The 23,567-nt window shown below is 38.6% G+C and carries 18 protein-coding genes; 8 read left to right on the forward strand and 10 right to left on the reverse strand.

Annotation, left to right across the window (positions count from 1 at the left end; all coding sequences use genetic code 11):
* The first annotated feature begins 110 nt into the window (after positions 1-110).
* Positions 111-965, forward strand: coding sequence for a metallophosphoesterase (locus VB733_RS16815; RefSeq protein ID WP_323341213.1), 855 nt, complete (start codon positions 111-113; stop codon positions 963-965).
* Positions 966-1,263: 298 nt separating this feature from the next.
* Here the strand turns inward: VB733_RS16815 and VB733_RS16820 are convergent, their stop codons facing one another.
* Positions 1,264-2,073: an RNA polymerase sigma factor SigF gene (locus tag VB733_RS16820; RefSeq protein WP_323341278.1), complete on the reverse strand. Its 810-nt coding sequence runs from the start codon at positions 2,071-2,073 to the stop codon at positions 1,264-1,266.
* 845 nt (positions 2,074-2,918) lie between these two features.
* On the opposite strand from VB733_RS16820, the gene VB733_RS16825 reads away from it, so the two are divergent.
* Both VB733_RS16825 and VB733_RS16830 read left to right on the forward strand, forming a co-directional pair.
* Positions 2,919-4,238 carry a serine/threonine-protein kinase gene (locus VB733_RS16825; protein WP_323341214.1) on the forward strand — a complete coding sequence of 440 codons (1,320 nt, stop codon included), beginning with the start codon at positions 2,919-2,921 and terminating at the stop codon, positions 4,236-4,238.
* 44 nt (positions 4,239-4,282) lie between these two features.
* Positions 4,283-5,662 carry a serine/threonine-protein kinase gene (locus VB733_RS16830; RefSeq protein ID WP_323341215.1) on the forward strand — a complete coding sequence of 460 codons (1,380 nt, stop codon included), beginning with the start codon at positions 4,283-4,285 and terminating at the stop codon, positions 5,660-5,662.
* Positions 5,663-5,710: 48 nt separating this feature from the next.
* Here the strand turns inward: VB733_RS16830 and murD are convergent, their stop codons facing one another.
* Together murD and glyS are read right to left on the reverse strand one after the other, a co-directional pair.
* Positions 5,711-7,120 carry a UDP-N-acetylmuramoyl-L-alanine--D-glutamate ligase gene (gene murD / locus VB733_RS16835; RefSeq protein ID WP_323341216.1) on the reverse strand — a complete coding sequence of 470 codons (1,410 nt, stop codon included), beginning with the start codon at positions 7,118-7,120 and terminating at the stop codon, positions 5,711-5,713.
* Between the two features lie 83 nt (positions 7,121-7,203).
* On the reverse strand, positions 7,204-9,381 hold the full coding sequence (glyS, locus tag VB733_RS16840; RefSeq protein WP_323341217.1) for a glycine--tRNA ligase subunit beta: 2,178 nt from the start codon (positions 9,379-9,381) through the stop codon (positions 7,204-7,206).
* 150 nt (positions 9,382-9,531) lie between these two features.
* On the opposite strand from glyS, the gene VB733_RS16845 reads away from it, so the two are divergent.
* The 4 genes from VB733_RS16845 (at position 9,532) to era (ending at position 14,959) form a co-directional block, all read left to right on the forward strand.
* Complete coding sequence (locus VB733_RS16845; RefSeq protein WP_323341218.1) at positions 9,532-9,810, forward strand: hypothetical protein; 279 nt, start codon at positions 9,532-9,534, stop codon at positions 9,808-9,810.
* Between the two features lie 535 nt (positions 9,811-10,345).
* A complete protein-coding gene (locus VB733_RS16850) occupies positions 10,346-11,404 on the forward strand; it encodes a vWA domain-containing protein (protein ID WP_323341219.1) in 1,059 nt (352 codons plus the stop codon).
* Positions 11,405-11,546: 142 nt separating this feature from the next.
* Positions 11,547-13,601 carry an NAD-dependent DNA ligase LigA gene (ligA, locus tag VB733_RS16855; RefSeq protein WP_323341220.1) on the forward strand — a complete coding sequence of 685 codons (2,055 nt, stop codon included), beginning with the start codon at positions 11,547-11,549 and terminating at the stop codon, positions 13,599-13,601.
* Between the two features lie 380 nt (positions 13,602-13,981).
* Positions 13,982-14,959, forward strand: a complete 978-nt coding sequence (era, locus tag VB733_RS16860) for a GTPase Era (protein WP_323341279.1) — start codon at positions 13,982-13,984, stop codon at positions 14,957-14,959.
* A gap of 244 nt (positions 14,960-15,203) precedes the next feature.
* Here era and VB733_RS16865 read toward each other — a convergent pair whose 3' ends face one another.
* Positions 15,204-15,647 (reverse strand): hypothetical protein, encoded by a 444-nt coding sequence (locus VB733_RS16865; protein WP_323341221.1) that lies wholly within the window; start codon positions 15,645-15,647, stop codon positions 15,204-15,206.
* 54 nt (positions 15,648-15,701) lie between these two features.
* Positions 15,702-15,881, reverse strand: a complete 180-nt coding sequence (locus VB733_RS16870) for a hypothetical protein (protein ID WP_323341222.1) — start codon at positions 15,879-15,881, stop codon at positions 15,702-15,704.
* 150 nt (positions 15,882-16,031) lie between these two features.
* On the opposite strand from VB733_RS16870, the gene VB733_RS16875 reads away from it, so the two are divergent.
* Entirely contained in the window at positions 16,032-16,502 is a 471-nt protein-coding gene (locus VB733_RS16875; RefSeq protein WP_323341223.1) for a helix-turn-helix domain-containing protein, read from the forward strand.
* A gap of 223 nt (positions 16,503-16,725) precedes the next feature.
* On the opposite strand, the gene VB733_RS16880 is transcribed toward VB733_RS16875, so the two are convergent.
* The 5 genes from VB733_RS16880 to VB733_RS16900 all read right to left on the reverse strand — a co-directional run bounded on the left by VB733_RS16880 (position 16,726) and on the right by VB733_RS16900 (position 22,826).
* The gene (locus VB733_RS16880) at positions 16,726-18,459 is read right to left on the reverse strand and encodes an ABC transporter ATP-binding protein (protein WP_323341224.1); all 1,734 of its coding nucleotides are present in this window, start codon (positions 18,457-18,459) and stop codon (positions 16,726-16,728) included.
* A gap of 176 nt (positions 18,460-18,635) precedes the next feature.
* Positions 18,636-18,824 (reverse strand): hypothetical protein, encoded by a 189-nt coding sequence (locus VB733_RS16885; protein WP_323341225.1) that lies wholly within the window; start codon positions 18,822-18,824, stop codon positions 18,636-18,638.
* A 20-nt stretch (positions 18,825-18,844) separates the two neighbouring features.
* Positions 18,845-19,069, reverse strand: a complete 225-nt coding sequence (locus tag VB733_RS16890) for a hypothetical protein (RefSeq protein WP_323341226.1) — start codon at positions 19,067-19,069, stop codon at positions 18,845-18,847.
* A gap of 201 nt (positions 19,070-19,270) precedes the next feature.
* A complete protein-coding gene (locus VB733_RS16895) occupies positions 19,271-21,064 on the reverse strand; it encodes an ABC transporter ATP-binding protein (protein WP_323341227.1) in 1,794 nt (597 codons plus the stop codon).
* Positions 21,065-21,338: 274 nt separating this feature from the next.
* Entirely contained in the window at positions 21,339-22,826 is a 1,488-nt protein-coding gene (locus VB733_RS16900; RefSeq protein WP_323341228.1) for a HAMP domain-containing sensor histidine kinase, read from the reverse strand.
* Between the last annotated feature and the right edge of the window lie 741 nt (positions 22,827-23,567).

Genomic DNA, 23,567 nt, shown 5'->3' on the forward strand with positions numbered 1-23,567 from the left:
AGTTATTCTAGCGAGTTTAGGTAAGGTTAGTTAGGATTGGTTAATGATTATTGGTTATTTTGACAAAGCTAAAAGGTATTAATTACATCACTAACTAAACGAATTTCGGAATGAAAAAACTCAAAAAAACACGTAAATCTAAATATCTACCAGTGAAACTGGGTTTATTGATAATAAGCTTGTGCGTATTGTTTTATGCTTACTTTATTGAACCTAACTGGATTGAAGTTAACTCATTACAACTAACTTTACCGCATCTGGCAAGAGAATTTGATGAATATAAAATTGTACAAATAAGTGATATTCATGTCAACAAATGGATGGCTCAAGCTCGACTGCATCGAATTTTCCGCTTAGTCAACCAACAAAAACCAGATTTAATCGCCATTACAGGTGATTTTATTACCCGTCATCAAGAGAGATTTATCCCCAATCTGGAAGCGACAATGGGGGAACTCAAAGCCAAGGATGGGAAATTTGGAGTTTTAGGAAATCATGACTATTGGGCAGATGCAAGTTTAGTCTCTCAGGCAATGGCACAAACAAACGTTGTCAATCTCGCTAATTCTTTCCAAACAATACAGCGAGGTGACGGGAAATTATACATTGCTGGTGTTGATGATATTTATGTGGGCAAAGACCGCTTGGATTTAGTATTGCAAAGTTTACCTGAAGATGACAATGCAACGATTTTACTTGCCCACGAACCCGACTTTGCCGACATTACTGCCACAAAAAACCGCTTTGACTTGCAACTATCGGGACATTCTCACTCCGGGCAAATTCGTATACCTTTTCTGCCGCCGTTATATCTCCCCCAATTGGGTAAAAAATATTATGCAGGTATGTATCAGTTGGAGTCGATGTTGCTGTACACAAATCGCGGTATTGGCATGACTGGACTACATTTGCGATTTAATTGTCGCCCAGAGATTACTGTAATTACACTGAATGTGAAGAAATAATGTGTGGAGGTGCGTTGACTATCTCAGCGTTCCTATACTAATTCGGGAGATAGATTTTGATAAGAAATAAGGAAATAAAATTAGCAGACACAAAGTCAATGGTTATCTGGATAAGATGATTGATGTTCCAGGTTAAGAGCAGCAAATACTAGGGCAGATTGAAAAAAATAACAGAGAAATATATTTTTAACGAGAGAAATATTCAGAAATACGAATATTTGGCAGCTATTAATTTACTTTTAAGTAAATATTCGCAATCTACAATCCCAAATTCACCTTGTCAAGGATACAGGCGAGACTAAGAACTAGCAGCAACGGCTTGGGGATGCATCATACACATTAAATCTTGAATCCCTTTTTGCAGATATCGCGTCACTGTCATTGGGCTAGTACCGATTTTTTTCGCTGCATCTTTACGTGAAAGTTCCTTCAAGAAAACCATTTCCACTGCCATACGGGGCTTATCTTCAAGTTGATTAATCGCACCTTGGAGTTGCTGACGTTCTTCTTCTTCTTGTTGCATTGAAGAGGAACGAGGACAGGGAAGTGCTTCACCTAAAGTAATTTGGCAATCAACGTAGTGAACTACAGTTGCATCTAAACTTAAAGGCATTCTATTTTGAGCAGCTAGTTTGGTTTCTTGCCATTCTTGAACAGATACGCAAAGAATTTCCGCAATCTCGCAATCTTTCGCCGGACGACCTAAAGATTCTGATAATTCTTTACGAACTTTTTGTCCTTCATTGTATAATTCCTGCCAACGACGGGGAATCTTTAGTAGTGTACTGCGATCGCGTAAGAAATGCAGCATTTCACCGCGAATATAAGGTACAGCGAACGAACTAAAAGCATATCCCTGGCTAGGATCAAAACGTTCAATTGCACGAATTAAGCCAAAGTAACCAATTTGTTCCAAATCTTCATAAGGTTCGTTACATTGATGGCTAAATTTATGTGCCATTTTCCGAACTAAGCCAGTATGTAACTGTACCAATTGATTCCGAAGTTTAATAGTGGGATTCTGGTGATATAGAAGCAAGAGTTCCATACTATCAGAAGGCAATGCATTGCGAGAACTTCCCCCGTTGTAGCAACTGCCATAACGCATACACGACTGATTCGCTGCCATACAAATATCCTTATTTAGTAACCCCAATACTGACTTAATGGAGTTGCGTCAATTTTTTTCAAACTGTAATTATTTTCCTTAGGAAGCCTTTTAGACACCATTCGTTGTTCTACTGAACTTAGGAGGGGTCATACCCAACAATCCAGTATTTTTACGGATAGTTTTTTCGGTGTTTTCTGTTTTAGATAGGATTTTGAGGCTGTTAGAAGTAGCTTTTTACTGTGGTTGTGGCGGTGAATAATCTAAATAAAATGCACTTCTATCCCTTATCCCTTAAGTGTTTTAACTGTTAGCTTCTTTTCTCCAAAAGTATCAAGCTATGTTCTTATTCTTGTTGTACCCAAAACCGATGGCAATATTGCGATCGCAGTGATTTTTTTTCGGTTCAATCTCGGTCAAGACTAAAAGTTAGTCCCAAATTCAGAAAAATACAAGCGATCGTATCTCACATTACAAAATCTTCATGCAATTTCTGATTGTGTTTTTCCTTCCATGTTGAAGCGAGCTTGTAAAATTTAAGCTAACTTTACGTAACCTAGTACAGCACGGCGTAAATAGCGCAAAGTTGGCAGTGTCGGTTTCCGTCCCCGAAGTTTGCTCAACGGGGGGAACCCCCGCACGCAACTTCTCTTCGCCAAACTTTGTAAGAGAGCCAACCATTTAAAATAAGCGAAAAGCCTGTTTTATCGGCTTTATTCCTTCTGCCTCCTGCCTTCTTACTTCTGCCTTCATGTACTAGTAGACAATTAAGTGTTTAGTAGTTTTACTCCTGTTGCTTCCGAAAAACTCAGCTAAAAAGAGATAATCATGCTGTGGGGTTAGGAATGAGTGAGCAAATTCTGCACAATCGCTACGGAATTAAACGACAGTTGGGGAAAAAAGCCGGAAGAAGAACTTTATTGGCTAGCGATCAAATTTCGCAAAAACTTGTAATTATTAAGTTACTAACTTTCAGCAGTGATTTTGCTTGGGAAAATTTAAAGTTATTTGAGCGGGAAGCCGAAACTCTCAAAACCCTCAATCACCCAGCAATCCCTAAGTATATTGACTATTTTGAATTAGATGGTGCTGCTCAAGGTTATGCTCTTGTCCAGAGCTATGTAGAAGGTAAATCCCTGGAAGAATATATTCAAACTGGAAGGCTTTTTACTGAGAAAGAAGTCAAAATTATTGCCTTGCAATTATTGAAAATACTAATTTATCTGCATTCCCAACATCCCCCAGTCATTCATCGTGATCTTAAACCCAGTAATATTATTTTGCTGGAAAATGGCGAGCAAATCCTTGGTCAAATTTATTTAGTCGATTTTGGTTCTGTACAAACTTTAGTCAGCAAAGCCGGAAAAACTGTCACTGTTGTTGGCACTTACGGATATATGCCACCCGAACAGTTTGGAGGTTACGCAACAGGAGCATCCGATTTATATAGTTTGGGTGCTACGCTGATTGCCCTGGCAACGGGGATTCATCCTGCTGACTTACCACAAAAGGAGATGCGAATTGCTTTTGCAGATTTGGTTGATTTCAGTCCTGGTTTAGTGGATTGGTTGCAATGGTTAACAGAACCGAGTGTAGAACGACGATTAAATTCGGCAACGGAAGCATTAGCAACTTTAGAAAAGTTGGACACTCAATTTTGTCGAGTTCATCAGCAAGCACTGATTAAACCAGTAAACACTGTCTCTTTGTTTGTCAATGCCCTATTACGTAGCACCTTTGTTGGCGGCGGAATGATAACCCTATGTGCAGCACTCTACAGCAGTATTGTTCTTCCTATTTTGGGAACTATTTTGGGTGGAGTTAGCGCTGCTATGGTTGCTTTTCCTCTGGGTTTGGCGAATGGAGTTTTGATTGGGTTAATTACTAGGTTATTTTTTTATCCTTTAAACAATGCCCATCGTCATCGACTGGTTTTGAGTATGACTAGTACTATTATTGGGACTGTAACAGGTCTAATTTATTTTGGATCATTAGGTTTGGGTGGTGCTGGTCATCAGATTGGTATTTCTTCTGAATTCCAGCAGTCATTATTTTTTGCGATCGCACCATCTCTAATTACTGGATTGAGTATGGGCACTGTTAGTAAATCTTTTGCTCAGTGGTACGAAAAAGAAAATCGAAGAAGAAAATATTTAAAGAGATAAATTACTAAGTTAATCATTATTTGTAATTACTCACTAAAACAATTATGAATACAAATACATCAAATCAAGTATTAAACCACCGATATCAAATTATTCGCGAACTGAGTAGACAGACAGGTAGACGCACACTACTAGCTTTAGATTTAGAAACTCAAAGGCAAGTAGTTGTGAAAATTTTATATTTAGGTCAAGATTTCGATTGGCAAGATTTAAAGTTATTTGAACGCGAATCTATAATATTGAAGAATCTCCATCATCCCCAAATTCCTAATTATTTAGATTATTTTGAATTTGATGCCACCAATGATAAAGGATTTGGATTAGTACAAACCTATATCGAAGCACAATCATTAGAAGCACAATTACAAGCGGGACGAAGATTTAGTGAAGACGAGGTAAAAGAGTTAGCAAAATCTTTATTAGTAATTTTAGATTATTTACACGAGCAAGAACCACCTATAATTCATCGTGATATTAAACCAAGTAATATTTTACTTACCAATCGTTCGGGTAATAGCGTTGGTGAAGTATATTTGGTGGACTTTGGTTCGGTACAAAATATTGCGGCTCAAGAAGGCGGAACAATTACAGTCGTCGGAACCTATGGATATATGCCACCCGAACAATTTGGCGGTAGAACCAAACCAGCATCAGATTTATATAGTTTGGGTGCTACTTTGATTTATATTATGACTGGGTTACATCCTACAGAGTTACCGCAACAAGATTTACATATACAATTTTGTCAAGCTATTGATGCAAGTCAAGAGTTCGCTAGTTGGTTGGAATGGATGGTAGAACCAAGTTTAGAAAAGCGTTTTACATCTGCCAAAATTGCCTTAGCCGCGATTGAAAATCCACCAGCAAGAACAAACCTTGTCAAAGACTCAAACCAACCCTTAAATAAGCCATTAGAAACTAAGATTCGTTTAATTAAAACTCCAGAAAAATTAGAAATTATTTTACCTCCAACGGGTTTTGGGATTGGTTTAATTACATTGATTTCCTGTCTCACTCCCATTGCAATTGGGAGTCCTTTTTTTAGTCAAATGCTTGCCCAAACTCACGCTTTCATTGCTTTTATTGTGTGGCTATTACAAATAAGTGCGATCGCTTTTGTGGGATTCTTAATTTTATCTGCTATTGATAAGCGCACTCGGCTACAATTACAATCTAACCAAATGAATATAGTTAACGAAATCTTTGGCTTTACATGGCAGAGTTATGAAACTATTACCATTTATGATATAGCTCAAATTACAGTGGTTTATGATACGTACGAAACTAGATTAAAAGAGAATTTATTCATCTTTAATCAGAATAAACTTGTGTTTGATTTTGATACATACAGTAATTTAACGACTTTGGAGCGTGAATGGCTAGCAGCAGAAATTAGTAATTGGCTAAAGCTGCAAATGTCGTAACCAATTACTTAATTTCATTGGTAATATATAGCAGCCCGAAATCATGATTTAGATATATTTGCCGACAAATTGCCAACATACTTTCCGAAAATCATCACCACGTACTTCAAAGTTGGGATATTGATCAAAACTTGCACATGCAGGCGAAAGTAATACCACTGCTGCATCATGTTTCTGGGCTAATGCTGCGGCTCTGGGAACTGCTTTTTCTATTGTCCCCACATTTTCAAAGTGAGTATAGCCAACTTGCTCTAGGCGTTGAGAAAATAAGGGGGCAGCATTACCAATTAAGACAACAGCAGCAGCTTGACTCTTGATTTTTGCCAACCAAGCAGTATCATCACCCTCTTTGGCTTCACCGCCAGCAATCAAAATCACGGGACTTTTAACTGATTCTAAACCAACTTCCGCAGCATCATAATTTGTGGCTTTGCTGTCGTTAATAAAATCAATACCTTCCCATGTGCAAATATATTCCAAACGATGTTCAACCCCTGGAAACTCGCGAACTCCACGGAGAATAGCTTCAGGTTCAATTCCTGCTAATCTGGCAGCAGCGACAGATAAAAGTAAATTCTGTAAATTATGCGCTCCCACCATTCGCAAAGCAGAGGCTGGTAAAATGCGTGATGGTACTGAATTTGCAGTTATTTTTTCGACTACCCAACCATCTTCAATATAAAAACCTTTTTCCCCTAACAGTCCTTCTTTACCGTTGACGCTTGTCCAGTAAGCACCAGCCCATTCGCTAGTTCCAATCTTACGTAAGTATGCATCATCACCATTGAATACTTGAAGTTCGGCACGATGCAGTAATTGCGCTTTGATATTGTAATAGTTTTCGAGTGTTTGATGACGCGCTAAATGATCCGGGGTAAAAGTAGTCCAAATACCGATACGTGGCGAAAACGTTGAAGAAGACTCGATTTGGTAGCTACTAACTTCACCAATTATCCAATCTAGGGATTTAGCAGTGGGGGGAGATGATTTCCCAAATTCCCAAGCAACTTCAGTGGCAGCATAGCCAATATTCCCGCAAGCAGGGGCATGTAAACCTGCGGCTTGGAAAATGGCAGCAGTTAATGCAGTAGTGGTTGTTTTACCATTAGTTCCAGTAATTCCAATCCAGGGTACCGTATTTAAATTACGCCATGCTAATTCCATCTCACCGATGGTTTCTATACCGAATTTTCGCGCTTTGACTAATAGTGGAATATCCCAAGGGACACCAGGACTAACTACTATTAATTGAGGTAATTGAGCTAAATCTGCACCCTCTAATTCTAGGGTATAGCCAAGTTTGACTGTGATATTTTCGGCTGCAAGCTCCTGTTGTTGTATGAGGAGGCTTGGGGAGGTGTTTTTGTCACCAATTTCTACCTCCCAACCTTCTCGTCTCAACAATCTTGCCGCAGCAACACCGGACTTTCCTAATCCAATTACATGAGCTTTGGACATAGACTGTAGCAGTTTCCCTGGTTAAGCCTCCCTATAGTAGCGTTTATTTGTTACACGCGCACAGCTTTTTTTTACAATCGTTACTAATTTTTGACGATACAGCCAAAGTCAGCTAAAACACGGGCATGATTTCGCAGTAAACCTAGTAAATATAGGCGGTTGCGCTTGATTTCTGGGTTTTCATCCATCACTAAAACGCTTTCGGAGCCATCAAAAAAGTTGCTCACTGTCGGTGCAATTTGCTGTAATGCTGATACAAGCTGTTGGTAGTCGCGTGACTTTTGTGCTGCTTGAGTTTGCGGCAGTAAATTCACGAGGGCGCGATAAAATGCTGCCTCAGAGGGTTTTTGGAATAATTTTTCTTGTATTAATGGTGTTGGTTCTAATTGTTGGGTATCTAAATCACCTTGTGCCGCCAGACGGGTAGAGCGGTTGACGGTTTCGTAAATTTCGCCAAGTCTGCCATCTTTACGGATTTCTTGGAGGAATGTGGCACGGTTTCTCGCGTCAATTAAGTCTTGTAATGCTTTTTCAGTATATTCGCGATATGCCTCCGGCATTAAGCCCTGTTTATCGCTTTCTCCTAAGACTGCATTGACTAAGTCGTAATCAATGCCTTTTTCTTCCTGTAATAATGTGCGAACTCGTTGTAAGAAGAAGTCTTTGAGTAGGGTAATTAATTGATGGGCATCTTTGTTATATTCGGCAGCAAAATTACTAGCGACTTGCTCTAATAAAGTCTGTAGATTAATTTGTAAATTTCCTACCCAAGTAATATTCACAATGGCATTTGCTGCTCGTCGTAAAGCAAAGGGATCGGAGGAGCCTGAAGGTATCATTCCCAAGCCAAATATACTCACCAAGGTATCGAGGCGATCTGCTAAACCGACAACTTGTCCAGTTAAAGTTTGGGGAAGAATATCATCAGCATTTCTGGGTAAATAATGTTCAAAAATTGCTTTGGATACGGCTTCATTTTCTCCACTTTTCGCTGCATATTTCTCCCCCATAATTCCTTGCAATTCAGGAAATTCATATACCATATTGCTAACTAAATCGGCTTTGCAGAGTAATGCCGCCCGTTGAATATTTTTCCGGTCATTTTCATCGAGATTTAACTGTGCGGAAATTAAGTCAGCAATTTGGCAAATTCTCTCTACCTTACGTCGCAACGAACCTAAATCCTCTTGGAAAGTAACTGTTTCCAGCTTAGTTAACAAGCTTTCTAAGGGCTTTTCTAAATCTTTCTCATAGAAATATCTGCCGTCAGCTAATCTGGCTCTAATTACTTTGGCATTCCCATCAGCAATAATTTGTGATTTTTTTGGATCACCATTAGAAATCGTGATGAAATTAGGTAATAACTCTTGGCTATTTAAATTTTTAAAAATCGGAAAATATCTTTGATGCGTAACCATCACCGTAGTTGTCACTTCCGTTGGTAACTCTAAAAATGCCTCTTCAAAATTACCCACAACTACCGAAGGATATTCGACTAAATTAACAACTTCTTCCAACAAATCGGGATAAATTTCTGTTGTCCCATTTTTACTTGTGGCAGCTGCATTCACTTGCTCTTTAATCGTCTTCTGACGCTCATCAGTATCGACAACAATATAAGCTTGACGCAACGTTTCTACATAATCATTTGCATGGGCAATCCTAATATTATCAGGATGTAAAACCCGATGTCCGCGAGAAATGCGATCGCTCTTAACTACTTCCGAGCCATTATCCAATGTCAATGGCAACACCGCATCATCTAATAGTGTTACTAACCAGCGAATCGGACGGGAAAACCGCGTATCCCCATCACCCCAACGCATCAACCGCTTACCTTCCAAACTAAAAATCCATTGCGGTATGAGTTCCGTAAGTATATCTGCTACCGGGCGACCAGGAATTATTTTTTTGACAAAAATAAAATCACCTTTCTCAGTTGGACGTACCTCAAATGCAGATATTTCCACACCTTGCTTTTTCGCAAATCCTTCTCCTGCGGCTGTGGGTGTACCATCCGGCTTAAATGCAGCCTTCGCTGGTGGTCCCTTGATTTCCTCTTCTCTATCGGGTTGCTGTACTGGTAAACCTTGAATAAACACCGCTAAACGTCGTGGAGTCCCATAAATTTTCACCCCATCGCTCACAAGACTATTTTCATCTAGAGATTTGGGAATGCGCTGCTTCCATTGAGCAATGGCACCACTCAAAAAACTTGCAGGTAGTTCTTCTGTACCAACTTCTAATAAAAAACTAGGCATAGGATTTTCTTTGAATCAGTCAATTTCATCAGTTTACCTTGCCTTTCTACGCTTGTGAGAGTTGAGAGATGCGGGGAATTGAGGAACTATGGGAAAGTTTTTAACATTGAATCAGGTAGAAAGAGTTAAAATTTACATCAATTAACTAGAATGAAATTATTATCTATTGCAGCTAGCAGCTTAATATTATGTACAGTTAGCAACTTTTCATTTGCGAGTATTCCTTCACCGTTAAATGTAATTGTTGATACGCCGACAAACAACATCTTCACAGTAAAAACTCTATCAGGACATACTGCACCTGTACGCGCGATCGCACTTTTTGCCAATGAAAAAATTTTAGCAAGTGGCGGTGACGATACAACCATCAAACTCTGGAATCCACCAACGGGTGTATTGCTGCGTAGCGGTCATATCATGTCCGGTTGAATACTTATTATTAAGACTGACACGGAGACTTAGAGACGCGGGGACACGGAGAATTTTTAACTGTAAGTGATTAGCCGAACATGATATCAGCCCAAATACTGTTTAATTTCCAGAACTTGCTATTTGACTAACACATCATCAAAAATTAAATTTTGGCTTCTATTTATTATTTTATTATTTATCGGCATCAAAGCGATCGTATCATCTTTGCTCACCCAAAATTTCCGTGTTTATGCCGTTAGAGATATCTAAAATGACTTTTGTGTGATTACTTGTATTTTCAGTTATTTGTGAGCATAAATCGTATCTGGAAACTCAACCGTAAAAATACTGAAAACATTGTGAATTTTCTTAAAAAGATTACTCTTTACTTAGACAGATAATTCTCAGTAAAAACATTTAGATAAAACTGCTTCCATGAAAGTTAGATAAAGCTAGTATTTCTCTCTTGCAACTCAATCATTAGCGAAAGTTAGAATCAATTCAAAAACCACCATAGACACAAAAATAAACAGATAAAATAAAAGGTGAAATAATGAGTAGCATTGAAGTTGTTTTTAGCTTTGACACCACAGGCAGTATGTATCCTTGTTTAACTCAGGTGCGCCGGAAAATCAAGGAAACAGTACAACGCTTAATTAACGAAATTCCCTTAATTAAAATTGGGATTATTGCCCACGGTGATTACTGTGATGAAGGCTCAACTTACGTTACCAAACATTTTGATTTATCCGCCGATATTGAGGAAATTTGCAATTTTGTCATGAATGTTGAAGCTACAGGCGGTGGTGATGCACCTGAATGTTATGAACTAGTATTGCATGAAGCGCAATCATTTTCTTGGTCAAAATCTGCATCAAAATCACTCGTATTAATTGGGGATGATATTCCCCATGCACCTGCACATAACCCGAAAAAATTAAATTGGCGACAAGAAATTAAGAAATTAGCAGAGCAGGAAATTATGGTTTATGGTGTACAAGCTTTAAATCGTCCTCATGCAACGCCATTTTATCAAGAATTAGCTGAACAATCAGGTGGTTTTCACGTCAATCTTGAACAATTCTCTTATATTACAGACTTATTTTTAGCAGTTTGTTATCAACAATCATCAAACGAGCAACTTCAAGAATACGAAAAAGAAATTATTAGCGAAGGGCGGATGAGTCGTGGGTTAAGTCGCATCTTTAACTCGATGATGAAACGCGAAGGAACATCACTTTACGAAGCTGCTGATTTACGGGCTGTTTCTCCAGGAAGATTTCAAATTCTGGAAGTTGATAATGATATCTCGATTAAAGCTTTTGTGTTAGAAAATGGTTTAACGTTTAAAGTTGGACGAGGATTTTACGAATTTACCAAAACTGAAACCATCCAAGGACATAAAGAAATCATTTTAATGGACAGAAAAACCGGTGATTTATTTGAAGGGGAAGCCGCAAGGGAAATGTTAGGTTTACCTGAAGGTTCGACAGTGCGGATTAAACCTAATAATATCGAAAAATATATCGTTTTTGTGCAAAGTACCTCAGCGAATCGGAAGTTAATTGCTGATACCAAGTTCCTTTATGAAGTAGAAGATTGGGCAAAATAGGACAAAATGGCAATAAAGGGAGACAGAAGGCAAATTTCTATCTTGTTTCCCTCATTCCTCTATCTCCTCACTCTTCCTATTTATCACTGTTTCTCATTACTATAATTATCCTGCTGAAACTAGAATCTGCTGGAACTAATCAATGCTGGATATCAAAACGCGAATTGAAGAACTACGAAAGCTTATCCAAAAAGCTAGTTATGAATATTATGTACTCGATCGCCCCACTTTAGAGGATACTGTTTATGATCGCCTTTATCGTGAATTACAGGAACTCGAAAATAATCATCCTGAATTAATTACAACCGATAGTCCGACGCAACGAGTCGGGGAAAAACCTGCCACGCAATTCAACTCAGTACGTCATCACATCCCCTTGTATAGCTTGGAAAATGCTTTCAATGTTGATGAGTTGAAAGCTTGGGATAATCGCTGGAGAAGAAATTTACCGCCCTCTAACACCGAAGAAAGAACTGCTGATGTTGAATATGTCTGCGAATTAAAAATTGACGGCAATGCTCTAGCATTAACCTACGAAGAGGGAATTTTGACAAGAGGCGCAACTAGGGGTGATGGCTTGATGGGTGAAGAAATTACCCAAAACATCCGCACTATTCGTTCCATACCCTTGCGCTTGCATCCAGAAGCTTTTGGTGGCAAAATTCCGGCACGGGTAGAGGTGCGGGGAGAGACATTTTTACCACTTGATGTATTTACACAAATTAACGAAGAACGGCTTCAGAATCATGAAACTCCATTTGCCAACCCCCGGAATGCAACTGCGGGAACCCTGCGGCAATTAGATTCTCGGATTGTAGATAAGCGCAAATTAGACTTTTTTGCTTACACTTTGCATATTCCCGGAGAAGATGATGCCAGTATTACAAATACTCAGTGGGAAGCCTTAGAACTATTGCAAAACATGGGTTTTAAAGTCAACCCGAAGATGAAATTGTGCCATTCTTTACCAGAGGTTGCGAAATATTATGAAGATTGGGATACAGAAAGATTAAACTTACCCTACATGACTGATGGGGTAGTAGTAAAAATCAATGCTTTTAAACTGCAAGAACAATTAGGTTTTACGCAGAAGTTTCCTCGATGGGCTGTAGCCTTGAAATATGCAGCAGAAGAAGCGCCCACGGTTGTCGAAAATATTTCCGTGAATGTCGGACGTACAGGAGCTTTAACACCACTGGCAGAAATGCGCCCGGTACAACTAGCAGGTACAACCGTATCTAGAGCTACTTTACACAATGGCGATCGCATTAATCAACTCGATATCCGCATCGGCGATACTGTAATTGTCCGCAAAGCTGGGGAAATTATCCCGGAAGTGTTGCGTGTGCTAACGGAATTACGCCCTTCCGGTACAGAACCCTTTGTCATGCCTACCCATTGTCCCGTATGTGGGCAACCTGTGGTGCGGGAAAAAGATGAAGCAGTTACTAGGTGTGTGAATGCATCTTGCCCGGCAATTTTAAAGGGTTCAATCGAACATTGGGTAAGTCGGGATGCATTAGATATTCGCGGGATGGGTGAGAAGTTGGTGCATCAATTAGTAGATAAGGAAGTTGTACATTCAGTTGCCGATTTATATGAATTAACACCTGAAAAATTATGCGAATTAGAGCGGATGGGGAAAAAATCGGCTGAGAAAATAGTCGATGCAATTTCTAAGTCGAAAAATCAACCTTGGAGTCGAGTGCTTTATGGTTTAGGTATTCGTCATGTAGGTAGCGTGACGGCTCAATTGTTGGCGGAAAAATTCCCCTGTGTTGAAGAATTAGCTAATGCTTCCAGGGCGAAGATAGAAGGGATTTATGGGATTGGGGGAGAAATTGCAGATAGTATTTATCAATGGTTTCGCATCCCTTCTAATCAAACATTAATCGAACGTTTAATAATAGCAGAATTGCAATTCACAACTACATTCACAGAAGTTGCAAATAATAGAGACAGCAATCAAAAGTTAGCTGGCAAAACCTTTGTGATTACAGGGACATTGCCAACACTAAAACGCGACGAAGCCAAAGGTTTAATTCAAACAGCAGGAGGTAAAGTTACAGATTCAGTTAGTAAGAAAACAGATTTTTTGGTAGTCGGAGCAGAAGCTGGTTCTAAATTAACAAAAGCTGAAAATTTGGGAATTGCAATCTTGAGTGAAGCCCAATTATTGGAAATGTTAGCGGAATAAAAACTTATTTGAGGTGAGCATTGCCTGCTTGATTTCAGTTATGACTGGGCAATGCCCCAATTATGTTACAGTTGCAAATAATTATAAATGAATTACAAAGTGCGATCGCCTGAAAATTGAAACATGTTGTATTGTTCAACTGTGCAGAGGGGCATCTTGTGCAGTCTAAACAAAACTCAGTTAATGTCCGACGGAATACCGGGAGTCGCTGAGAATCCCACACTTAAAGCTTGCTGAAGCGTGGGAGTATGTCACAGAAAATAATGTTTTTTGTGGCGAAAGCTAGTTAAACTGAGACAGCATCAATATCTGAAAATCCAGGGTAATTTTATGCTTGTTTTCGCAACAAACACTTTTTTGACTTCTCCAAAATGCAAAATATGACGGTGGAGACTCAGGTGAACAGTATTGAAAATGACATTTATGCATTTTCAGGAGCCGTTACAATTCCTCAGGCTCCTCCTGATTTTCGTTCTGGTTTTATCGGCATTATCGGTCGCCCAAATGTCGGTAAATCTACTTTGATGAATCAACTAGTAGGACAAAAAATTGCCATCACTTCACCCGTAGCCCAAACGACTCGAAACCGTTTGCGGGGAATATTAACCACACCCACAGCACAGTTAATATTTGTTGACACACCAGGAATCCACAAACCACATCACCAGTTAGGTGAAGTCCTGGTAAAAAATGCCAAAATCGCCATTGAATCGGTTGACGTTGTCTTGTTTGTTGTTGATGCATCGGTAAATTGTGGTTCCGGTGATAAGTATATTGCCGACTTAGTGACTCGCAGTCAAACACCTGTTGTTCTGGGTTTGAATAAAATTGACGAACAAGCAGCAAGTTCGAGAGATGCGATCGATGCAAGTTATACTCAGCTTGCAGAAGAATATAACTGGCAAACTGTAAAGTTTTCAGCCAAAAATAGTGATGGATTACCGCAACTACAAGATTTATTAATTTCGCAGCTAGCGCCGGGACCATATTATTATCCACCCGATTTAGTCACAGACCAACCGGAACGCTTTATTATGGGTGAATTAATTCGCGAGCAAATTTTGCTGCTAACCCGCGAAGAAGTCCCCCATTCTGTTGCCGTAGCGATTGATAAAGTCGAAGAAACACCTGCAATTACCCGTGTTCTCGCTACAATCAATGTTGAACGTGACTCTCAAAAAGGTATCTTGATTGGCAAAGGTGGAATTATGTTGAAATCCATCGGTAGCGCCGCCCGTGAACAAATTCAAAAATTGATTGCCGGCAAAGTATACCTCGAATTGTTCGTTAAAGTACAACCAAAATGGCGACAATCACGTACTCGTCTGGCTGAATTGGGATACCGTGTTGAAGAATAGATGAAATCTGTTGAACTTGGTTGATGCTGTTTTGGAATTTATGTAACAAAATTCAAACACTACAATTTACAAGAACAAAAATACTGGTTCCTAGATTTCTCCAGTATGAAAATTATCAAATCCAAGAATATCGATGTTATTCTTGGATTTTTATTTACAGATATTTTGATGTATTTTCGGACTATTTTATAATAGTCTTATATACAAAAGATAACAGAAATAAAATACAATTTCTGTATCATTGCTAATAGTTAATTAATGCTTTTGCTACGATTTGTTCTAGCTCATCACATTGTCTGACTAGAGCCAATCCAAGTCGTTGAAAATAATTGACATCGATTAGGCTTATTTCTGCATTATGCATAATAGAAAACGTTTGTTTTCCTCCAATTTCTTCAATACACCAAAAGCCAACTTTAAAGGTAGCATTTTGAGATAAAAGGGCGGCTGATAACCATCCTGGAATATCACTGGTATCACTGTATTTTATCCCACTAGGCACGGAAAACTCTAATGTATTTTCATGCTTGATAATGAAAAGTGTCTGAGTATTTCCAGAATTAGCATTAAAGTTAAGGATTGCTCTTCTATCATTGATATCATAAATAGACCATCCGATAGAATTACAATATTTTCTAATTGTAGAAATAAAGTTTGATGATGAAAGCAAATCTAAATTTATAGCCATTAATCTTCCTCAAAAAAATCAAAAAAAACAATTTAGCAAACAGATATTCACAGACTATTTTATTATTTGCGTAGTAGTTGCATAATAGTTAGCTTGACGCATCGCTTCGCTCTGAGATAACGCATTACCGGCATATTCGCTACCAACATGTATGTCACCGCTAGTTTGATCCCAGAAAATATAATAAGTAGAACCAGAAGGCGTTTGCACTTCACCTATTTTTTCTTGAGCCATAGTGAATCTCCCGTCAATCAAATATTACTAGTGTTTATTGATGCATTAACCCTCAGTATAAAAATTTAGTTAATTACTATCCACTAGCAATAATCAGGTATAGTGCTAGGATTACATCAGGAAAATTTTACTAAATATCTATCCGATTCTATGGCATCAATCGATGAACAATTTTCACAGGCTTATAACCATTGGGATTTAGAAGCTCTCTACACTGATTTAGCCTCTGCGAAGGGTAAGCGCTTGACACCTGTGGAAAAGTGCCACTTGCGGGGATTGCTGTGCGGTTTAAGTCCTGGCGAAATAGCGGAAAAACTGGGAAAAAATGGTAAAGGCGTAGAAACTGACTTGTGTGCAACCATATACAAATATGTTAAAAACTTGTTGGATAAATCTGATGAGAAGGTAGAGAATTGGAGAAATATTGGTGAGTGGCTTGATAATTCTGGCTATAAAAGTCAATCCATTCAAGTAAAAGGTTTAGATATATCACCTGATAAAACTGTGGTTAACGTAACTAATATAAATATTGAAAAAAATCATATAGTATTTTTCATTAGTATGAAAATACCAACTTCCCAAACAGCAGATATAAGACAGGAAGAAACAGAAAATAATTAGAAATAACGACTTAGGGTTTGCTGCAAAATAATTAAAAAGCAAGAGAAGGTTTAACTAGCCTATTTAAGGTTAACTAGCCTATTAAGTAAAAGTTAAAAATAAGGTTTTACTGTCTAGAATATTAACTGTCATGCTTTAGTGGGTACAAAACAGTTAGAGAAATTTATCTCACTGAACAGAGAACCCCATCTCTTTAGAGCCGGAAGTGTCAACATTGCTATATCTACCCCAATTGCAAAGAATAGAGGTTTGCATAAACCCCATTTTGGGCAATTAACTCAGTATGAGTACCTTGCTCGAGAATTTGTCCTTGTTGAATGACTAATAATTTATCAGCTTGTGTAACTGTACTTAAACGATGGGCAATTACAAAGCTTGTGCGGTTTTTTAACAGTTTTGACATGGCATCTTGAATCAATTCTTCCGTGCGAGTATCAATACTACTTGTCGCTTCATCTAATATCATGATTCGCGGATTTACTAACACCGCACGGGCAATACTAATTAACTGTCTTTGCCCTTGAGAAAGGGTGACACCTCGCGTTCCCACTTGGGTATCATAATCTTGGGGAAGTGTGAGAATAAATTCATGTACATTCGCAACTTTTGCTGCGGCTATAATTTCTTCTGGTGTTGCTTCTGGAGAGCCAAAAGCAATATTTTCGGCAATAGTACCGCTAAATAAAACCATATCTTGTAAAACTATGCCAATTTGACGACGTAAGCTTACTTGCGTCACCTGACGAACATCAATGCCATCGATTTTGACAGCACCTCCGGTGACATCATAGAAGCGCAAAATCAAATTGATAATTGTACTTTTGCCTGCACCTGTTGCCCCGACAAGGGCAATTGTTTCTCCGGGTTGTGCATGTAAACTGACATTTTTCAGTACAGTTTGATTTAGCTTATAGCCAAAATTGACATTTTCAAAACTAACTTCACCCCGAATTTTCGTCATTTCTACAGCATCCGGTGCATCTTGAAGTCGTGATGGTTCATCTAATAGTCGAAAAATTCTTTCTAGTCCTGCGATCGCGGATTGCGCCTGGGTGTAAAATTGACTAAGAATTTGTATAGGTTGGAAAAATTGCTGTAGATAAATTAAAAAAGCTGTCACTGTTCCTAACGTCATTGTATTGGTGACAACAAGATAGCCACCATATGCAAAAATAACGGCAATAGATAAAGTATTTAAAACATCAATTGTTGGTAAAAATGCTGCTGTAATGGCGACTGCTTGAATATTCGCATTCCGATTGGCAGCATTGAGTTTTTGAAAATTTTCAATATTTAATTGATTCCGGTTGAATAATTGTGCTTCCCGAATACTGCCTAAATCTTCCTCAATTCTACTGGAAAGTTCACTAATACTTTGACGGGTGAGGCGAAATTTATCCCGTGCCCATTTGCCAAATAACGTAGTGATAATCACCACGACTGGAATCACAATATTAGTTAACAATCCTAATTTAAGATTCACCGCTAGCATTGCGATCGCAATTCCGCATAGACTAAATATACTACCAACAATTTGTGCGATTGCTAGTCCAAATACCTGATTTACGGTACTGACATCGTTGAGCAAGCGACTCATCAAATCCCCTGCGGAACTGGTATCAAAAAAACTGAGTGGTAAACTTTGTAGTTTGGTAAAAATATCTTGACGCAGTTGTGCTAATACATTTTGACTAATCCAGTTTGTTCGCAAAATTTGAGCGCGTGTAGCTGCAAATCCAGTTAAGTAAACAGCCAAGATTAATAATAACATTTGCATCAATCCTGGCAAATTACCTTGAGAAATGAGATTATCAATTGACCAACCAATTAGAAATGGTGCTAGCCCCTGCATTATTGCCGCAACTACTACAAATCCTAGGGCAACAGGAATTACTTTTCGATGGGGAATTAAATATTGTCCAAAGCGTTGTAGTGTTGGTGTTTTTGGGTTAGTCATTAAGGTATTTGATGGGATATTATTTGCAGTACAAGTGCAGTAAAAGTGAAGTAAAAACTTTTATTCCTGACTTTGGGCAAAAGTCAAGGATATCAATTGTCATGATTTTTGATTGGGGTTGAATTGGCGAATTTATTTAACTATTTGATTGCATACTTGACTCTAACTCCCAGATTTCAAGTCCTTAAAGTATTCGTGTAAAAATAAATTGAACAAGTAGTGGGAAGAGGAGTTTCCGGGGAGATGTTCTTCACGGAAAACTTCGGGGCATCTTGCCCACCTTTGGGAAATAGCAAGCGAGATGCACTTTTGGGAAATAGCAAGCGAGACACACCTTTGGGAAATAGCAAGCGAGACGCTTGCACTACTTATTTTTACATGATTCCTAATCATCTAATAAACTCATTAAGGCATGGAAATCAGAATCTTGCTGTGAATCGCATCCTAGCCTTTCTAATTCCTCTAATTGGCTCCGAATTGCCTCAATCACACAGGGCATATTTCCCTCTTGGGCAATTTTTAGCTGCATTTTTTTAATTTTAATTTGTCGTTCTAAATTACTCTCAGTATGATTATCAGTGCCTCTGAAATCCTGTGTTATGGCAATCATAGATGCACACCAAAATAGGGTTAGATTGGTATTAATCAAAATTACTAAAATGAGTACAGACTCTATTCAGAATCTACCTGGTAATTATTCTTGCAAATTCTCTCTGAATATCCCATAGTTTAAGAATTTTATTATTTTCCTCTCAGCACTCATCAAAATTTATCTTGTACAAAGCTAGACTTCGTTTATCTAGAGCATCATTTACTCAGCACTAGTCTCAACCAATTGACTTTGCTTGACTTGCGAAGCCAAAATTGCCGCATACAGCGAACTTGTTTCTAACAATTCCTGATGCTTACCTTGGGCAACAATTTGCCCTTTATCAACAAGTAAGATTTTGTCAGCATTGCGAATACTACTAATACGTTGGGAAATCACAATTATTGTACATTGCCTTGCTTGTCTTAATTTCTCTAATGAGTCCAAAATCAAAGCCCCGGTTTTGGCATCGACTGCGGAGGTAGCATCATCGAGAATCAAAATCCGAAAATCTGTTAAAACACTTCTAGCAATTGCAACTCGCTGTTTTTGTCCCCCCGATAAACCGATTCCCCTTTCGCCAACAATTGTGTTGTAACCATCGGGTAAACTGCTGATAAAATCATCTATCTGGGCGAATTTGGCGGCGGCAATAATTTCTGCTAAAGGCGCATCCGGTAAACCGTAGGCAATATTGTCGCGAATTGTTCCCGAAAATAAAGTCGCATCTTGGAAAACAATCGAAATTTGCGATCGCAAACTTGCTAATTCTAATTCTCGCACGTCGTTGCCATCAATTTTCACTACTCCCGCATTCACATCATAAAAACGGGGAACTAAATTGGCGATAGTGCTTTTACCGCTTCCTGTCATCCCCACAATGGCAACAAATTCGCCAGGATTAATGACAAATGAAATATCTTTGAGTATTGGGGTTGCGGAGCCAGGATAGCTAAAATCGACATTTTCAAATATAATTTCACCTTGAATATTAGCTGAATTCAATACCTTTGCATTCGGATGATTAGTAATATCATTTTCCGCATCAATCACTTCATAAACTCTTCTCGCAGAAGCGGCAGCTTGGGCAATGATACCAGCCGCAAAACCAATCTGCAAAACAGGTTGGAGAATAAATACCAAATAGGAATTAAAAGCGACTAATTCACCCAGTGAAAACTGTTTACCAATTACCTGCGCTCCCCCAAATCCAATTACCGTCAAACTAATTAAATTACTCAACAAAAACAGGAAGGGGAAAAGATTTCTTAATACCTTCACCGTCTGCATATTTGCCGCTAATAATTCATCATTTAGTCTTGTATATCGTGATATTTCTGCCTGTTCTCGGACAAATGCCTTGACAACTCGTACACCAATCAGATTTTCTTCTAAAATACTATTCAAATTCCCAAGTTTTGATTGCACCATCCCAAATAACTTGCCATTTTTCTTAAAAAAGCGAGTTAACAAAAAGCCTGCTGTTGGTATTGCTGTCAACGTAATTAATGCTAACTGCCAATTCATCGTTAACACAATTACAGCACTAGTAATTAAAGTAATTAAACCGCTAATGACTTGAATTATAGTTGTGCCAATAAAAGTACGAATTTGTTCAACATCACTAGTCACACGAGTTAATAACTGACCAGCAGAAGTATTTTTGTAATAACTCAAACTCAAATTCTGAGTTGTACGAAAAACTTGATTGCGTAATCTATAAGTAACATTTTGGGAAACAATCTCCGCACAAAAATTTTGTCCAAAGCTAAATATTCCCCGTCCAATTGCTGCTAAAAATAAAAAGATAGCAGCTTGAAAAATAATATTTAAATTACCTTGACTAATACCTTGATCAATACCCCAGCGAAATAACTGTGGAGTCAAAGCATTTATACAAATTAGTAATAACAAACTCGAAATAGCAACCAAAAGGAACCAAGGGTAGGCTGTAACAATTTGTAGTACCCTGAGCAGGTTAGGTGTTGTTGATTTTGATTTTGATTCTTGTGGCATTTTGCAAGTGAGTAATTATCAAATTTCTAAAATTTATTTAAGGGATATTTCTCAAGTAAAATTTATCAAGTAAACATTAAATATATTCACTCAGGGAGAAAACCAGTGATCATTAAAAAGTAAGATGATAATCAATACTTAAATCCCAGAAAGCTGATGTCTTTAGTTTTACAGTTCACTTTATACATAGCCCCTAAAAGTTGATGTCAAAACCACAGACAAAAACTTATAATACAACGCTTCCATAATCTAATTCATCTTCCTTCTCTTCCCTCTATTCCCCACTTGCCAAAATTGGTAGCACTACAGTAAACGTCGTTCCCTGATCCAAAACACTTTCCACATGAATTTGACCTTGATGATTTTCGACGATCGCTCTAGCGATCGCTAATCCCAACCCTGAACCAGTGGTCTTTTCTGTGGCTTTATCTGGGGAAGAATGAGTACGTGCGGGATCAACCCGATAAAAGCGATCAAATAACTTCGGCAATGATTCAGCCGGAATCCCAATACCACTATCACTAATTTTTACTTGTAATTGCGGAGTCATATAGCCTAACCCCGAAACTCGGTAAATCGCCTCAAACCTTTTTAATTCCACATTTACATGACCGCGATCGCGCGTGTAACGTAAGGCATTGCCAATTAAATTGGTAAATAATCTGACTAACTGATTCCAATCACCAGTCAGTGTAAACCAGTTTTCCAACAACTCTAGATTTGTCTCTGTTGCCGGTGGATCAATTAATTCCAACGACAGCATAATATTTTTTTCTGCCGCCAATAATTGCTGTTCTTCCACCACCTCCATCAATAAAGCATCGAGGGGACATAGTGAAAAGCTTTCCTGAGCAATGCCACTATCTTGTCTTGCCAAAAACAACAAATCGTTGACAAGCTTTCCCAAACGCTGGGTTAATCGTTCCACAATCTTCAACTGCTGTCGGTAATGGGAAGCTGTGACAGTGCTTGTCTCACTTGCTTCTAAGGATTCTAAATCGGCAAGTGCTACCTGGACATTAGTTTGAATCAAAGCAATGGGACTCCGCAACTCATGGGAAGCATCTGCTGTAAACTGCTTGAGACGCTGGTATGACTGATGTACAGGTTCCATCGCCTTACCGGAAAGAAACCAGCCACTCGCAGCCACAGAAAGCACCATTAATCCCGTTCCCAAAGCCAAATCAAATATCAACTGGCGGCTGGGTTTTGTCACCTCAAACCAAGGATGACTCACCCGCAAATATCCCAAAACCTGCCGTCCAATTTCTACCCGTTGCGTCACTTGGCGAAGTATTAAGGGAGAAAAATCTTGATGCTCATATTTATTTTCTTGCCTACCTGCCAAATCTCCCCAACTCCCCGCGCCATTTTCTTGCCTAACAACACGAACCGTCTCCCCATTGAGGTTGGAATGAATCGGAATATTAATTGGTTCGGAAAAAGTTGACCACAGTAAATCACCTGTAGAACTAAACCATTCAATATCAATGCGATCGTCTTCTACTGTATTCGCGTTGTTGCGAAAACTGGCTTCGATATTAATTCGGTATTGCTTCGCCGCAGATGTTACAGAAAAATTCACCGGCTCAATGACAAGCGATCGCTCCACGACTTCCACCACATGATTGAGAGTATCGTCTATGCGCTCAATTAAAGTATTACGAACGTACAAATACACACCACAGGCAAATAACAATAGCAACACGGCTGTAATTGCCGTATACCACAGCGCCAGACGACGACGAGTAGCTTGAAACATTAACTTTGTCCCCTCATCTTTCCCCTTTTATGAATCTAATACTTAAATAAAATTTCCCATGCAGCTTCAGTGCTAACACTTACGTCTTCTTGTTATCCCTGCCTCATAATTCCATATTCTCACTGAAGGAGTCTTTAGCGCAAAAGGGTTAAATTCTTGATGTAATCAAGAATTGTGAAGGACTCAAAATATAAATGAGACGAACTTAATGATTTTGGTTGCTGCTGTAGCTTTTATTTTCCTCAATGGAGGATTGCATTAATTAATTTTTAGTCAAGTGTTAATTAATACATTCATTCCATGTGAATATTTTTTGAGGAAAGTAATATTACAGTCATTACCACAACTGTATATGAATATTATATGCTCTCGCTATTTTCTCGAAGCCTAGTATTCATCGCTTCACAAACAAATACGAATCCATAATTGTCAATTTTGGTGGCAATGGCGTTACTACTGACTTCACTGAATTTGGAGCGGAGTAAAAATTGCCAAGCAAATTGAGTTCAATAATTATGCGATGGGCTGCGAATCGATACGTAAAGCGAGGGGCAAAGGTTTTCTCAGAGTTTATGTAAAGGAGGTGATGCTTTAACAGTCAAAACCATGCTGGCAAAGAAAATCGGCAATTTATCAAGGCAGATTTTACTTGCAAAACGTCATACTTGATTTCCAACTCTCGGGCTTATCCAGGGAAGCTATATCGATAGGGTCATAAATAGCAAAATCACATTAGCTCGA

It is taken from the genome of Calothrix sp. UHCC 0171, from assembly GCF_034931845.1.
GTDB lineage: Bacteria > Cyanobacteriota > Cyanobacteriia > Cyanobacteriales > Nostocaceae > Brunnivagina.